Here is a 14,645-nt window from a genome sequence, read left to right as displayed (position 1 = left end):
GGACGTGTTGATCAAGCATCAAGCGCTGGCGCTGGCCGCGGCTGCGCTGCTCGCCGGCTGCGGCGGCGGCGACAGTACCGAGAGCCCGCAGGTCGCTGCCGCGAGCGCGCTGCGCATGCGCGCACTCTCGACCCAGCAGGCCACCACCAACGTGGTGGCACCCGAGGTGGCGGCCGAGCAATTGATGAACTATGGCGAGGGCGCGCTGCCGCAGTACTTCCCCGAGCACGCGACGACGCAGACCTTCGGCCCCTTCCGCTACCGGGCCTACAGCAACGGCATCCTGCTCGGCGTGGTGGTCCAGGCGGACGCGACCTACACGCTGAACCATGTCTATGTGATGGGCGGCGCCTTCGGCAATGCGCCGCTGGACGTCGGCCCGCTGACCAACTACATCACCCCGACCGATCCCAACACCAACCCCACCGGCGCCAACAACGGCTGCGCCGACCTGAGCAAGGCCGACACCCAGGGCACGCACGTCGTCGAGGTCTTCGATTACAGCGGACCGGTCAGCGGCACGCAGACCGTCGACACGCTGGTCGGCGGCACGGTCGCGTTCGAGGGCCAGCAGGCCACCGAGACCTCGATCAAGACCACCGGCACCAACACGATCGCCGGCATCTCGACCGCCATCGACACCCAGGGCAAGGCCTACGCCAAGCGCACCGGCGACGCCGAACTCACCCACTATGGTCTGACGCTCAGCTCGTCCACCAACATTGCGGGCGTCACCAGCACCACGGAAACCAAGTCCGTGTTCTCCCCGCCGTGGGTCGACAAGATCTATGCGCTGGCCATCGGCGAGTCGCTGACGGTGTCGTACAACGTGACAACCACCGGCAGCACGACCATGACCTCGCCGATCCCCGGCTTCCCGCCGGTCGTGACGCCCCTGCCGTCCACCAGCAGCGTGACGAACCAGACCATCAAGTACGTCGGCCGCGAGACGGTGACGGTGCCCGCCGGCACCTACAACACCTGCCGCTTCGACTACACCACCACCGATGGCAGCTCGTCGCAATGGATCATCGTCGGCAACGGCCTGATGGCGAAATCCACGGCCACGGTCCAGGGCAAGACGCAGCTGATCCAGGCCACCTCGATCACGCTCAACGGCCAGAAGATCTGACCCCCGCGTGACGCCGGGCCCACCCGGCCCGGCATGCCGATTGCCCACGCCGGATGGCCCCCGCCTTCCGGCGTTTTCGTTTTTGTTACGCCGTGGCGGCCGGGCGGCCCTTACGCTGGAGACCGCGCTGACACCTTGCCAAGGAGAACCACATGTCGAAACGCCCCCTCACCGCCGCACTGCTGCTGGCCTGCATGGCCGTGCCGACCGCACGTGCCGACACGGTCGCGCCCGCCGTGGCCGCCGAACAGCTGATGAACTATGGCGAGACCGCCTTCAAGAGCTACTTCCCCGAGCACCAGCCCACGCTCAGCTCCGGCCCGTTCCGCTACCGCGCCTACTCCAGCAAGGTGCTGCTCGGCGTGGTGGTCACGGCCGACCCGAACTACGTGCTGAACGGCGTCTACGTGATGGGCGGCAGCTTCGGCAACCAGCCGCTGTACGTGGGCCAGCTCACGCAGTACATCACCCCGACCGAGCCCGGGCCTGGCCCCTCCGGCCCGAGCAACGGCTGCTTCGACCTGAACATGCTCACCAGCTCGGGCAACGTGGTCTCGGTGACCTATGACCTCAGCGGCCCCACGACCGGATCGCTGACGATCGAGACCGCCTTCAACGGCCTGGCCACCTTCCAGGGCCAGAGCTACAACGAGAGCGTCTACCGTCGCAAGGGCACCATTTTCGAGAACGGCCTGCCGGTGGCGGTGGACGATGGCGAGAAGCGCTACACCCGCAAGACGGCCGATGGCGAGATCACCCACTACGGCACCACGGCGTCGACCATGGTGACGACCAACGACTACATCGCCACCACCAACTACACCACGCTGTACTCGCCGCTGTGGGTGGACCGCATCTACGCGCTGCCGCAGGGCCAGTCGCTCACCAGCACGCAGGCCACCGCCACCACCCGCGTCACCACCTACTCGACGCCGAACATCCCGACGACCACGGCCACCTACGGCTCGAGCCTGACCGAGACGGTCACCTACATCGGCCACGAGCGCGTCAGCGTCGAGGCGGGCGACTACGACACCTGCCGCTACGAGCACATCGACAGCGCCAGCGGCAACACCACCACCAACTGGTTCGTGGCCGGCAAGGGCGTGCTGGTCAAGAGCGTGACGGTGAAGGCCGGCGTGGCACAGACCCTGGCCGCACGCGTGGCGCTGCTGAACACCAATCCGCTTTGAAGGGTCGGCGGCCACTGCCAGAATCCTCCGGCACCCACCGGAGGACACCACCATGGCCGCAGCCCGTACCCCTGCCCACCCGTTCGCGGGCACGTTGAAGACCTTCCGCACCGCCTCGGGCCGCGAGAGCGGCTTCTACTCGCTGCCTGCGCTGGCCAGGGCGCTGAAACAGCCGCTGGACCGGCTGCCGGTGTCGATCCGCATCGTGCTGGAGAGCGTGCTGCGCAACTGCGACGGCCAGCGCGTGATGGCCGAGCATGTGCGCCAGCTGGCCGCCTGGCAACCGCAGGCCGAGCGCAAGGACGAGATCCCCTTCGTCGTCGCACGCGTGGTGCTGCAGGACTTCACCGGCGTGCCGCTGCTGGCCGACCTGGCCGCGATGCGCAACGTGGCCGCGGCACTGGGCCGCCCGGCCAAGGCCATCGAGCCGCTGGTGCCGGTGGACCTGGTGGTCGACCACTCGGTGATGATCGACCACTACGGCACGCCGAAGGCCCTCGACCTGAACATGAAGCTCGAGTTCCAGCGCAACCGCGAGCGCTACGAGTTCATGAAGTGGGGCATGCAGGCCTTCGACACCTTCGGCGTGGTGCCGCCGGGTTTCGGCATCGTGCACCAGGTGAACCTCGAGTACCTGGCGCGCGGCGTGCACAAGACCGCGGGCAAGCACGCGGTGGTCTACCCCGACACGCTGGTGGGCACCGACAGCCACACGACGATGATCAACGGCATCGGCGTGGTCGGCTGGGGTGTCGGCGGCATCGAGGCCGAGGCCGCGATGCTGGGCCAGCCGGTGTACTTCCTGACGCCCGATGTGGTGGGGTTCGAGCTGAGCGGCGCGCTGCGCGAAGGCGTCACCGCCACCGACCTGGTGCTCACCGTCACCGAGATCCTGCGCAAGGCCAAGGTGGTGGGCAAGTTCGTCGAGTTCTTCGGCGCCGGCACCGAATCGCTCTCGCTGCCCGACCGCGCGACCATCGCCAACATGGCGCCCGAGTACGGCGCGACGATGGGCTTCTTCCCGGTCGATGGCAAGACGCTGGCCTACCTGAAGGGCACCGGCCGCACGCCGGCCGAGCTGGAAACCTTCGAGGCCTACTTCCGCGCGCAGGGCCTGTGGGGCATTCCGCAGGCGGGCAGCATCGACTACTCGCAGGTGGTGCAACTCGACCTGTCCACCGTCGCGCCCTCGCTGGCCGGGCCGAAGCGGCCGCAGGACCGCATCGAGATCGGTCAGGTGGCGCAGCGCTTCGAGACCCTGTTCACCGCGCCGGTGGCCGAGGCCGGCTTCGCGCAGCCGGCCGACAAGCTGGCACAGCCGGTGGCCGCCGGCCCCGGCGTGACGCTGAAGAACGGCGACGTGCTGATCGCGGCCATCACCTCCTGCACCAACACCAGCAACCCGGGCGTGCTGCTGGCCGCGGGGCTGCTGGCGCAGAAGGCAGTGGCGCGCGGGCTGAAGGTGGCGCCGCACATCAAGACCTCGCTGGCGCCGGGCTCGCGCATCGTCACCGAGTACCTCGAGAAGGCCGGGCTGCTGAAGCCGCTGGCCAGGCTGGGCTTCAGCCTCGCCGCCTATGGCTGCACCACCTGCATCGGCAATGCCGGCGACCTGGCGCCGGAGATCAACGCCGCGATCACGCAGAACGACCTGGTGTGCGCCGCGGTGCTGTCGGGCAACCGCAACTTCGAGGCTCGCATCCACCCGAACCTGAAGGCCAACTTCCTGGCCAGCCCGCCGCTGGTGGTGGCCTATGCGATCGCCGGCACCGTGCTACGCGACCTGATGACCGAGCCGGTGGGCCACGACACCAAGGGCCGGCCGGTGTTCCTGGGCGACATCTGGCCGTCGAGCGACGAGATCCACGCGCTGATGAAGCATGCGCTGGACCCGAAGGCCTATCGCGCGAATTACGCGCAAGTGAAGCAGCAGCCCGGCAAGCTGTGGGACAGGATCCAGGGCGTCTCGGGCCAGGTCTACAGCTGGCCGAAATCCACCTACATCGCGCAGCCGCCGTTCTTCAGCGGCTTCACGCTGCAGCCGCCGGCCGATGCCAACGCCAGCGTGCGCGGCGCGCGGGTGATGGCGCTGTTCGGCGACTCGATCACCACCGACCACATCTCGCCGGCCGGCTCGATCAAGGCCACGTCGCCCGCCGGGCTGTACCTGCAGGCCCAGGGCGTGATGAAGGAAGACTTCAACAGCTACGGCGCACGCCGCGGCAACCACGAGGTGATGATGCGCGGCACCTTCGCCAACGTGCGCATCCGCAACCAGATGCTCGACGAGGAAGGCGGCCTCACCGTGCACCAGCCCTCGGGCGAACGCATGGCCATCTATGACGCGGCGATGCGCTACATCGCCGAAGGCGTGCCCACCATCGTGCTGGCCGGCGAGGAATACGGCACCGGCTCCAGCCGCGACTGGGCCGCCAAGGGCACGCAACTGCTGGGCATCAAGGCCGTGGTAGCCAGAAGCTTCGAGCGCATCCACCGCAGCAACCTGGTGGGCATGGGCGTGCTGCCGCTGCAGTTCAAGCCGCAGGACAGCTGGCAGAGCCTGGGCCTCACCGGCCGCGAGACGCTGGACGTGCTGATCGAAGGCCCGCTGGCGCCGCAGCGCGAGGTGCAGCTGGTGGTGCACCGCCCGGACGGCAGCACGCAGAGCGTGCCGGTGATCCTGCGCATCGACACGCCGATCGAGGTCGACTACTACCAGCACGGCGGCATCCTGCCCTTCGTGCTGCGCCAGTTGCTGGCGGCCTGACGATGCGGGTGGCGATCGTCGGTGGCGGCGCGGTCGGCTCGGCCACCGCGCTGTTCCTGAAGCGCCTGGGTGGCGCCGGCGTCGAGGTGCTGCTGGTCGAGCCCGACCCCGGTCTGGCGCAGGCCTCGTCGGCGCTGTCGGCCGGCTCGATCCGGCAGCAGTTCTCGAACGCCATCAACGTGCGCATGTCGCAGTTCGGCCAGTCGATGCTGGCCGACGCGACGGCGGAGTTGGGCGTCGACGGCGAGCCGGTGGACCTGGGCTACGTGCCCTCGGGCTACCTGTTCCTGGCCAGCGCGGCCGGCGTGCCGGTGCTGCGCGCCAACCATGCGGTGCAGCGCGCGCTGGACGCGCCGGTGGCGCTGCTGGCGCCGGACGAACTGTCGCGGCGCTTCGCGTGGCTGAACGTCGAGGACCTCGCGCTGGCCAGCCTCGGGCTGGACGGCGAGGGCTGGTTCGACGGCTACGCCTTCGCCCGCGCGCTGGCGCGCAAGGCGGTGGCGCTGGGTGCTAAACCGCAAAAGGCGCGTGTGATCGGCTTCGATCTCAACGGCCCGCGCGTGAGCGCCGCACGGCTGGACGACGGCCGCCGCCTCGAGGCCGATGCCTTCGTCAATGCCGCCGGCCCCTGGGCGCGCGGGGTGGCGGCGCTGGCCGGCATCGAGTTGCCGGTGCGCGCACGCCGCCGCACGGTGTTCAACTTCAGCTGCCCGACGCCGCTGCCGCGCACGCCGCTGGTGATCGACACCACCGGCGTCTGGTTCCGCAGCGAAGGCCCGCACTTCATCGGCGGCTGGTCGCCCGGCGCCGGCGATGGGGATCCCGACGACCTGCCGCTGGACCAGCCCGACCTGGCGCAATTCGACGAACGGCTGTGGCCGGCGCTGGCCCACCGCGTGCCGGCCTTCGAGGCGCTGCGCATGCGCCATGCGTGGGCCGGCTACTACGAGGTGAGCACGCTCGACCACAACGCCATCATCGGGCCGCATTCCGCGGTCGAGAACCTGGTGTTCGCCAACGGCTTCTCGGGCCATGGCCTGCAGCATGCGCCGGCCGCCGGCCGCGGCGTGGCCGAATGGCTGCTGCACGGCCGCTACCAGTCGCTGGACCTGGGCTGCTTCGGCTGGCAGCGGGTGCTGGAGAACCGGCCCTTCCTGGAGCAGGCGGTGATCTGACGCGGCGCCCAGGCCGCCCGCCCGAGGACGCGCCGCTCAGCGCGGCAAGGGCAGCGGCGCCCCCAGGTCGGCCACCGACTGGCCACGCTCGGCCAGCAGCGCTTCCAGCGCCGGCAGCAGCGGGCCCAGGCGCTCTTCCAGCGCGTCGCGCACGGTGTCCACCACCACCTGCGTGCCGCGCTCGATCTCGATGTTCAACGCGTCGCCCTCGGCCTTGTCGCCGAAGGTGGTCATGCGCAGCGTCTCGGGAATCAGCCATACCTCGAACCAGCCGGCGCGGCGGTCGGCCTCGGCCACCGTCAGGCTCGCGCCGTTGACGGCGATGTAGCCCTTGGCGAAGACATAACGCATGTGTGACGCGGGCACGCCGATGCGCAGCACATGGTTGTTCTCGGGCTTGCGGATGGCGAGCAGCCGCGCCTGGCAGTCGACATGGCCCGAGATCGGATGGCCGCCGATCTCGGCACCGTCCTTGGCCGCGCGCTCGACGTTGAGGCGGCTGCCCTCGGCCAGCGTGCCCAGCGTGGTGAGCGAGAGGCTCTGCTGCATCACGTCGAAGCTGGCGCGGTCGGGTGCGGGCCGCGCGGTGACGGTCAGGCACACGCCGTCGCAGGCCACGCTGGCGCCGATCTCCAGGCCTTCGTCGAAGCCGGCCGGAAAGGCCAGCTCGAAGCTGCGCAGGCCGGGTCGGTCGGTGATGCGGGCCACGCTGGCCACGCCTTGCACGATGCCGGTGAACATTCAGGAACTCGGGTCGTCGGAGGAGCGGGCGAGCTTAGCAGCGCCACCATCACCCTGCGCCGGCGGGGCCGTTGCCTCCGCCGCCAGCTGCTCGCGCAGCGCGGTCTTCAGCACCTTGCCGTAGTGGTTCTTCGGCAGCGCGTTCAGCCAGCGGTAGTGCCGCGGCCGCTTGAAGCGCGCGATGTTGGCCTGGCACAGCGCGTCCAGCGAGGCCGCGTCCACCGTCATGCCCGGCTGCGCGACGACGAAGGCCACCACCTCCTCGCCCCATTCGGGGTGCGGGCGGCCGACCACCGACACCTCGGCCACCGCCGGGTGGCGCAGCAAGGCCTCTTCGACCTCGCGCGGGTAGATGTTCGCGCCGCCGCTGATGATCAGGTCCTTCGAGCGGTCGCGCAGCGTCAGGAAGCCGTCGGCGTCCAGGCTGCCGATGTCGCCGGTGAAAAGCCAGCCGTCGCGCAGCGTCTTCGCGGTGGCTTCGGCATCGTGCCAGTAGCCGGCCATCACCGAATCGCCACGCACCAGGATCTCGCCGGGCGGGCCGTCCGCGCCCGGCGCGGCGGGTGGCAGGGGCCGGCCCTCGGCATCGGCCACGCGCAGCTGCACCGCCGTCTGCGCCAGGCCCACCGAGCCGATGCGCGCGAGGTAACGCGGATGTTCAGCGTCCATCAGGTCGCGGCGCGACAGCGCGGTGATCGTCATCGGGCTCTCGCCCTGGCCGTAGATCTGCACGAAGCGCGGGCCCATCACCTTGAGCGCACGCTGGATGTCCTCGACGTACATCGGCCCGCCGCCGTAGACGATGGTCTTGATGCCCTCGCCCGTTTCGCCGCGCGCGGCGGCTTCGTCGACCAGCCGCCGCACCATCGTCGGCGCCGCGAACAGGTGCAGCGGGCCCTGCCGCTTGGCCAGCGCCAGGATCTCGGCCGGGTCGAAGCCGCGCGAAGGCGGCACGATGTGCCGCGCGCCCACCTTCACGTGCGGCAGCGCGTAGAGGCCGGCGCCGTGCGACATCGGCGCGGCATACAGCGTGGCGTCCTCGGGCTGCGCGGCGTCGACGTCGCTGAAGTAGCACAGCGTCATCGTCAGCAGGTTGCGGTGCGTGATCATCACGCCCTTGGGCCGGCCGGTGGTGCCCGAGGTGTAGAACAGCCACGCCAGGTCGTCCGGGCCGCGCGGCACCGGCTCCGGCACCGGCTCGGCCTGCAGCAGCGCGGCGTAGGCCGGGCTGTCGACGAACACCAGCTCACGCAGACCCGGCAGCGGCGGTGCATCGGCCACCAGTGCCGCGCCGACATCGTCGGTGGCGAAGGCCAGCAGCGCGCCGCTGTGGGCCAGGATGAACTGCGCCTCGCGCGGGTGCAGCTTGGGGTTGATCGGCACCACCACCAGACCGGCCCACCAGCATCCGAACAGCAGTTCCAGCACCGCCGGGTGGTTGCTCATGAAGAAGCCCACGCGGTCGCCGGGCCGCAGGCCATGGCGCTGCGGGATCGCGCGCGCCAGCGTCGCGGCGCGGCGGGCCAGGCCGGCATAGTCCAGCAGCAGTTCGTCGCCCAGCAACACCGCCGGGCGCGCACCGCCCCAGCGCGCGGTACGGGCGAGCAAGAGGGCCAGGTTCATCGCGCACCTCCTCCGGCTCCGCAAGGGCGGAGCGCGAACGCATTGTGAGCGACGGCGGCGGCCCGGAGGACCGCCGCCCCGCGGGGCACTACCAGCTGACCTCGCGCTCGGGCGTGGCGCCGATCTTGTGGATCGACAGGTCGGCCCCCTCGTACTCTTCTTCGGCGCTCAGCCGCAGGCCGAGCAGCTGCTTCAGAAGGCCATAGACCACCAGCCCACCGGCCAGGGCCCAGGCCACGCCCAGCAGCGTGCCGATGGCCTGCGCGCCGAAGCTCACGCCGCCCAGCCCGCCCAGCGCCGGCAGCCCGAACACGCCGCAGGCCAGGCCGCCCCAGGCGCCGCACAGGCCGTGCAGCGGCCACACGCCGAGCACGTCGTCGATCTTCCAGCGGTTCTGCGTCAGCGTGAACATCACGACGAAGATCGCGCCGGCCACGCCGCCGGTCACCAGCGCGCCGGCCGGGTGCATCACGTCCGAGCCGGCACACACCGCCACCAGGCCGGCCAGCGGGCCGTTGTACGCAAAGCCGGGGTCGTTGCGGCCCAGCAGCACCGCCACCAGCGTGCCGCCCACCATCGCCATCAGCGAGTTCACCGCCACCAGGCCGGAGATCTTGTCGATGGTCTGCGCGCTCATCACGTTGAAGCCGAACCAGCCCACGGCCAGGATCCACGCGCCCAGCGCGAGGAACGGGATGCTCGACGGCGGGTGCGCACTGATCGCCCCGTCCTTGCGGTAGCGGCCGCCGCGCGCGCCCAGCAGCAGCACCGCGGCCAGGCCGATCCAGCCGCCCACCGCATGCACCACCACGCTGCCGGCGAAGTCGTGGAACTCGGCGCCGGTGGCGGACTTGATCCAGGCCTGCACGCCGAACTTCTGGTTCCAGGCCACGCCTTCGAACAGCGGGTACACCAGGCCCACCAGCACCGCGGTGGCGATGAGCTGCGGGCCGAAGCGCGCGCGCTCGGCGATGCCGCCCGAGACGATGGCGGGAATCGCCGCCGCAAAGGTGAGCAGGAAGAAGAACTTCACCAGCTCGTAGCCGTTGCGCGCGGCCAGGGTCTCGGCGCCGCTGAAGAAGCTGACGCCGTAGGCCACCGTGTAGCCGACAAAGAAGTAGGCGATGGTCGACACCGCGAAGTCGACCAGGATCTTCACCAGCGCATTGACCTGGTTCTTCTTGCGCACGGTGCCCAGCTCGAGAAAGGCGAAGCCCGCATGCATCGCCAGCACCATGACGGCGCCGAGCAGGATGAACAAGGCATCGCTGCCCTGCTTGAGCTGGTCCATGAAGTCGGTCTCCTCGGGTGAAATCGGCGCCTTGTCGGGGCGTTGTCGCACCAGAGCAGGCCATTGATGCACCATTTCAAGCAAGTCATGTGCCGGTATCGGTGCACATGGCCTGCACTGAATTGGCTCATCGACAGCCGGAGACCGCCTTCCAATCGTGCATGACGCACCGAATTGGAGTTCTTGCGCGGGCTGCCGTCAGCGCGCCGGCGGCTCGCCCAGCGCCTTGATCGTGCCGGCGCCGGAGCTGGCCAGCTCGGTGCGCGGCTGGCCGTGGTAGCGCAGGCCGCCCGCCCCGCCCACGCTGGCGCGCAGCAGCTGCTGCGCCCACACGGTGGCCTGGGCCGAGCCACCGATCTGCAGCGTCGCCTCGCGCGCCTGCAGCGCCGCGGCCTGCAGGCCGGACGAGCCGCCCAGCGCGGCCTGCAACAGCCCGGCCTGGCCCTCGGCGCTGAGCATCGCGCTGCCGCCCAGGTCGGCGAAGAGCCGCTGCAGGTCGAGCCCGCGCCACTTCGCGGCCGCGGCGCCGCCCAGGTGCAGGCTCAGGCGCTCGGCGGCCCAGGCCTCGCACTTCAGCGCCGCGGCGCCGGACAGGTGGATGTTGTCCAGGCGCGGGGCCGTCAGCACCAGGCGCAGGATGGTCGGCTTGAGCGCACGCTGCTCGCGCAGCTGCAGCGTGGTGTCGATCACCTCGGCTTCGAGCAGCGGCTGCAGGTTGTCGTCGAGCTCGACCTCCAGCTGCTGCGGCGCGCCCTGCCGCAGCGTCAGCGCAAAAGCGCCGCCCAGCGTCAGTGCCGAGAACGGCGGCAGGCTGCGCTTGTCGATCACGACGCGGCCCGAGCCGCGCTCTGCGCCGAAGCCGAACCAGCTGGCCGCATGGCCGGGGCCTGCCGCCAGGGCCAGCGGTGCCAGCGCAATGGCTCGGCGCGATTTCAGGAGAGAAGCAGGCATCGTCACACCGGCCGCTGGGGGCCGCGGGAAGGGAAGCTGCACAGCATCGCAAAACCCGCAGGCGGCGCCACGCCCGCTGCGATGAATGGCAGCCCGCACGGCACAGGCCGTCCGGGCTGCCGACGGCTTGCCGGTCAGCAGCTCACGAGAAGTGCAGCCCGGGCACCCGCAGCCAGGGCAGGCAGGTGCTGCCGGTGTCCACCCGCTCGCGGCTGACGGCATTCACCGCGCGCAGCATCTGCGCCACGTTGCCCGTGATCATCACCTCGCGCAGCGCCTGGCCGACCTGGCCGCCGTCGATGCGGAAGCTGTTCTTGATGACGCCGGAGAAATCGCCATTGCTGGCCGGGTTGCCCATCGACAGCCGGTCGACCAGCGCGCCGCGTGGCACACCCGCCAGCAGCTCGGCCAGCGGCGTGGCGCCGGCTTCGATTTCCCAGCCGCCGGCGGCCACCGGCACCTGCGGCAGGCCGGTCTTGCGGCTGGCGTAGAGGCTGGGCGTCAGGCACAGCAGGCGGCCCTGCTGCAGCACCTGCACCGGCGCGGCGGCAAAGCCATCGGCCGAGACCGCGGCCACGCTCGGGGCGTCGAAGCGGCTGCGCAAGCTCAGCAGCGGCGAGGCGACCACCTCGCCCACGTGCTGCCGGTACAGCGAGGTGCCGGCGATGAGCTGCAGGTCGCCGATCTGTTCCTGCAGCCAGCCCAGCAGGCTGCCCACCGCGCGCGGCGACAGCACCACGTCGCCGACGAACTTTTCGCCGATCGGCGCGGCATCCAGCTGGCGCGGTGTGTCGCGCAGCAGCGACTCGATGCCGAACCAGGCCTGCGCCGGCGCGCCCCGCAGGTCGTGCGCACGACCCTCGGCGAAATTGAACGAGCTGGTGCGCTGACCTTCGCGTGCCGAGCCGAACACCGCCAGGCCGTACCAGCCGATGTCGCAGGCCAGGTTGCTGCCGCCTGAACTGAGCGTGTGCTGGCGCAGCCGGCTGTGCGCGGCCATGCCCTCCTCGACCATCATCGTCGGGGTCTCGCGCTGGCGGAACGCCAGCAGCTCGGCCACCTTGTCGGCCAGCACCGCCTCGTCGGCCTGCAGCGGGCCTTGCGTGATGCGCAGCTGCTGCCCGGCAGTGATGGCCTGCGCCTCGTCCTGCGGCGCCGCCAGCGCCGTGGTGTGCAGCGCGGCGACCGTGTCCTTCAGCGCCTCGGGCGACCAGTCGCTCAGCTCGGTGCTGGCCAGGCGCTGGTCGACCAGGCCGGTCAGCACCAGCTTGTGCGTGCGCAGGCTGCGCAGCAGGCTGGGCTCGTTGTGCGCCACGTTCAGCTCGGTGGTCTCGGTCTGGCTGGCATCGGCGCGCGCGGCGTCGAAGCCCTGCGCCCGCATCAGGTCCAGCGCCTGCGCGGCCACGGCTTGCAGTGCGTCCGCCATCACTCGCCTCCCAGGTGTGCGCGGGCGCGCAGCGCCGGCCCGCCCATCGAGACGACCATCGGCTGCTTCTTGCCGCAGTAGCCCGAGCAGTTCCAGACCATGTCGTCGGACACCGCATCGACGCTCTGCAGCACCTTGATCGCCGAGCCCGACACCGTGGTGTCGCGGATCGCGCGGCCGAGCTGGCCGTTGCGGATCTCGTAGCCCAGCGAGACGCCGAACATGAACTCGGTGGTGGAATCGGCCTGGCCGTTGCTGGTGGTCATCAGCAGGTAGCCCTGCTCGACACCGGCGATCATGTCGGCCAGCTTGCTGGTGCCAGGCAGGATGGCGGTATTGCGCATGCGCACCAGCGGCTCGTCGGACGGTGCGTAGGCCCGCGCGCTGCCGGTGGGCGCCAGCCCCAGGCGCGCGGCCGTCTCACGGCTGTTCATGAACTCGGTCAGGCGACCGCGGTCGATCAGCACCGCGTCGCGCGCCGGCGTGCCTTCGTCGTCGGCATACACGGGAATCATCGTCTCCTGGCCCTGGAAGCTGTGCGCGAAGTCGACCATCGACACCAGCTCGCTGGCCACCCGCTGGCCGCGCAGATCGCCTGTTATCGCGCCGCCCAGCACGATGTCGGCCTCGCAGGGGTGGCCCATCGCCTCGTGCGCCAGCATGCCGGCCAGCGCCGGGGCGATCACCACCGTGTGCAGGCCGCCGACGGCCGGCACCGCATGGCGCTTGGCCTGCAGGTGGCCGTGCATCTCGTGCAGCCTGGGCGCCAGGCCCTCGGGGCTGAGGTCCAGCTCGGCCAGGCTGCCCTTGGTGGACAGCGGCGCGAACATCTCGACCGGCGCGCCCTGCGCGTCGTCGGCGATCAGCGTGATGTAGCAGGACGCGCGGTGGATGCTGGCCAGCGACTCGGCCCCGGCGCTGCTGCTCAGCCACTTGGCGTGCTGCTCCTCCTGCAGCACGAAGCGGGTGGACTTCAGGTCGGGAAACTGCTGCCGGCAGTAGGCGTGCAGCGCGGACAGCCGCTCGGAGCATTCCTGCGCCGTGAGCGGCGGCTTGCCACGCACCACATGCTCGCCACGGTAGCTGCCGCCGGGCAGTGCCAGTGACGGGCGGGCACCGAAGCGGGCCATCGCCTGCGCATGGCGCCGGGCCTGGCGCTGCAGCTCGGCCGGGTCGCCATCGGGCGCGGCGGCCAGGCCCCAGTAGCCGCCTTCGTAGACGCGGGCACTGACGCCGCCTTCGCTGCTGCGGGTGTTGACGGCCAGCTGGCCATCGATCATCACCAGCCGCATTTTGCGCAGCTCGTGGCGGCGGGTCTCGACGTAGGGTGTCGTCCCGCTGTTCAGAGGCATGTCCATCGCGGCTCCTGGCCCGTCCTGGGAAGGCTCCGATGATAGGCAGAAGCCGCGCCGTTCAGCGCTCGGCGATGTAGTGCTGCATGGTGACCTGGCCGTCGACGACGAAGCCGCGCACCTGCTCCTCCAGCGCCTGGTCGGCCAGCGTCGCGCGGGCGCGCTGGTGCAGGTAGTCGGCCCAGGAGGTGACGATGAAGCGCTCGACATAGCGCGAAGGGTCGCCCAGGTCGCGGTAGATGCGCCAGAAGGTCGCGCCGTCGCGCTGGCGTGGCGCGCGCAGCTGCGAGACGGCATCGAGGAAGGCGGCGGTGTCCTCCGGCCGGATGCGGTAGCCCAGCTCCACCGCCACCGGGCCGGCCTCGGGGTCGGGCGGGTCGGGCACCAGCAGGTCCTCGAACGGCGCCACCTGGGTCACGTCGTGCGCCTCGCCCATGCGCAGCGGGAACCACTTCGCCAGCGACAGGCCGGCCAGCATCAGCGCCGCGGCCAGCAGCAACGCCGTCTGCAGCCCGCCGATGCCGGCCACCGCGCCCCAGAAGGCCGAGCCGAGCGCGAAGGAGCCCAGCGCGCTCAGCACATGCAGCGCGGTGGCGCGCGAGCGCACCCACGGCGGCGCGCTGGTCTGCGTGGCGGTGTTGAAGGTCGACATCACCGCCATCCAGCAGGCGCCGCCGACCACCAGCGCGCCGTACACCGGCAGCGGCCAGCGCGAGAACGCGGCCGTCAGCATCACCGCGGCGAACAGCACGCCGCTGGCATTGACCAGCGGCTCCAGGCCGACCCGGTGGCGCAGCGGGCCGATCACCAGGCCCACCGCCACCGCGCCGGTGCCCAGGCAGCCCATCAGCAGGCCGAAGCCCTCGGCGCCCAGGCCCAGGCGCTGCTGGCCGATGACCGGCAGCAGCGCCCACAGCGCCGAGCCGGCCGCGCTGTAGGCCGCCGTGCGCACCAGCTGCGCCAGGATGGTGGGCGAGTGGCGCGCATAGCGCAG

11 protein-coding genes are annotated in these 14,645 nt (G+C 70.9%); 4 read left to right on the top strand and 7 right to left on the bottom strand.

Annotation, left to right across the window (positions count from 1 at the left end; all coding sequences use genetic code 11):
• The first annotated feature begins 7 nt into the window (after positions 1–7).
• The 4 genes from ACILR4_RS21045 to ACILR4_RS21030 all read left to right on the top strand — a co-directional run bounded on the left by ACILR4_RS21045 (position 8) and on the right by ACILR4_RS21030 (position 6,267).
• A complete protein-coding gene (locus ACILR4_RS21045) occupies positions 8–1,132 on the top strand; it encodes a hypothetical protein (RefSeq protein ID WP_395702837.1) in 1,125 nt (374 codons plus the stop codon).
• 152 nt (positions 1,133–1,284) lie between these two features.
• Complete coding sequence (locus ACILR4_RS21040) at positions 1,285–2,325, top strand: hypothetical protein (protein WP_395702836.1); 1,041 nt, start codon at positions 1,285–1,287, stop codon at positions 2,323–2,325.
• A gap of 52 nt (positions 2,326–2,377) precedes the next feature.
• On the top strand, positions 2,378–5,092 hold the full coding sequence (acnA, locus tag ACILR4_RS21035; protein WP_395702835.1) for an aconitate hydratase AcnA: 2,715 nt from the start codon (positions 2,378–2,380) through the stop codon (positions 5,090–5,092).
• A gap of 2 nt (positions 5,093–5,094) precedes the next feature.
• Positions 5,095–6,267 carry an NAD(P)/FAD-dependent oxidoreductase gene (locus ACILR4_RS21030; RefSeq protein ID WP_395702834.1) on the top strand — a complete coding sequence of 391 codons (1,173 nt, stop codon included), beginning with the start codon at positions 5,095–5,097 and terminating at the stop codon, positions 6,265–6,267.
• A gap of 36 nt (positions 6,268–6,303) precedes the next feature.
• Here ACILR4_RS21030 and ACILR4_RS21025 read toward each other — a convergent pair whose 3' ends face one another.
• The 7 genes from ACILR4_RS21025 to ACILR4_RS20995 form a co-directional block, all read right to left on the bottom strand.
• Positions 6,304–7,008 carry a riboflavin synthase subunit alpha gene (locus ACILR4_RS21025; protein WP_395702833.1) on the bottom strand — a complete coding sequence of 235 codons (705 nt, stop codon included), beginning with the start codon at positions 7,006–7,008 and terminating at the stop codon, positions 6,304–6,306.
• Entirely contained in the window at positions 7,009–8,631 is a 1,623-nt protein-coding gene (locus tag ACILR4_RS21020; protein WP_395702832.1) for a class I adenylate-forming enzyme family protein, read from the bottom strand.
• Between the two features lie 88 nt (positions 8,632–8,719).
• Positions 8,720–9,922, bottom strand: a complete 1,203-nt coding sequence (locus ACILR4_RS21015) for an ammonium transporter (RefSeq protein WP_395702831.1) — start codon at positions 9,920–9,922, stop codon at positions 8,720–8,722.
• A gap of 198 nt (positions 9,923–10,120) precedes the next feature.
• Positions 10,121–10,873, bottom strand: coding sequence for a head GIN domain-containing protein (locus tag ACILR4_RS21010; RefSeq protein WP_395702830.1), 753 nt, complete (start codon positions 10,871–10,873; stop codon positions 10,121–10,123).
• 142 nt (positions 10,874–11,015) lie between these two features.
• Positions 11,016–12,299, bottom strand: coding sequence for a metallopeptidase TldD-related protein (locus tag ACILR4_RS21005; RefSeq protein WP_395702829.1), 1,284 nt, complete (start codon positions 12,297–12,299; stop codon positions 11,016–11,018).
• Positions 12,299–13,657: a TldD/PmbA family protein gene (locus ACILR4_RS21000; RefSeq protein WP_395702828.1), complete on the bottom strand. Its 1,359-nt coding sequence runs from the start codon at positions 13,655–13,657 to the stop codon at positions 12,299–12,301. The genes ACILR4_RS21005 and ACILR4_RS21000 overlap by 1 nt, the downstream gene beginning before the upstream one ends.
• A 55-nt stretch (positions 13,658–13,712) precedes the next feature.
• Positions 13,713–14,645, bottom strand: a 933-nt coding sequence (locus ACILR4_RS20995) for an MFS transporter (RefSeq protein WP_395702827.1), incomplete at its 5' end; no start/stop codon positions are given.

This window comes from Aquabacterium sp. (genome assembly GCF_044226965.1).
Classification (GTDB): Bacteria; Pseudomonadota; Gammaproteobacteria; order Burkholderiales; family Burkholderiaceae_C; genus Pseudaquabacterium.
The sequence above is the reverse complement of the archived record's forward strand: the minus strand, read 5'-3'. Positions and strand labels throughout refer to the sequence as shown.

Bases quoted from the DNA above. Each gene is read 5' to 3' on its own strand.
- ACILR4_RS21020 (WP_395702832.1), bottom strand. From the start codon at position 8,631: ATGAACCTGGCCCTCTTGCTCGCCCGTACCGCGCGCTGGGGCGGTGCG.
- ACILR4_RS21010 (WP_395702830.1), bottom strand. From the start codon at position 10,873: ATGCCTGCTTCTCTCCTGAAATCGCGCCGAGCCATTGCGCTGGCACCG.
- ACILR4_RS21040 (WP_395702836.1), top strand. From the start codon at position 1,285: ATGTCGAAACGCCCCCTCACCGCCGCACTGCTGCTGGCCTGCATGGCC.
- ACILR4_RS21025 (WP_395702833.1), bottom strand. From the start codon at position 7,008: ATGTTCACCGGCATCGTGCAAGGCGTGGCCAGCGTGGCCCGCATCACC.
- ACILR4_RS21005 (WP_395702829.1), bottom strand. From the start codon at position 12,299: ATGGCGGACGCACTGCAAGCCGTGGCCGCGCAGGCGCTGGACCTGATG.
- ACILR4_RS21030 (WP_395702834.1), top strand. From the start codon at position 5,095: ATGCGGGTGGCGATCGTCGGTGGCGGCGCGGTCGGCTCGGCCACCGCG.
- ACILR4_RS21000 (WP_395702828.1), bottom strand. From the start codon at position 13,657: ATGGACATGCCTCTGAACAGCGGGACGACACCCTACGTCGAGACCCGC.
- acnA (WP_395702835.1), top strand. From the start codon at position 2,378: ATGGCCGCAGCCCGTACCCCTGCCCACCCGTTCGCGGGCACGTTGAAG.
- ACILR4_RS21015 (WP_395702831.1), bottom strand. From the start codon at position 9,922: ATGGACCAGCTCAAGCAGGGCAGCGATGCCTTGTTCATCCTGCTCGGC.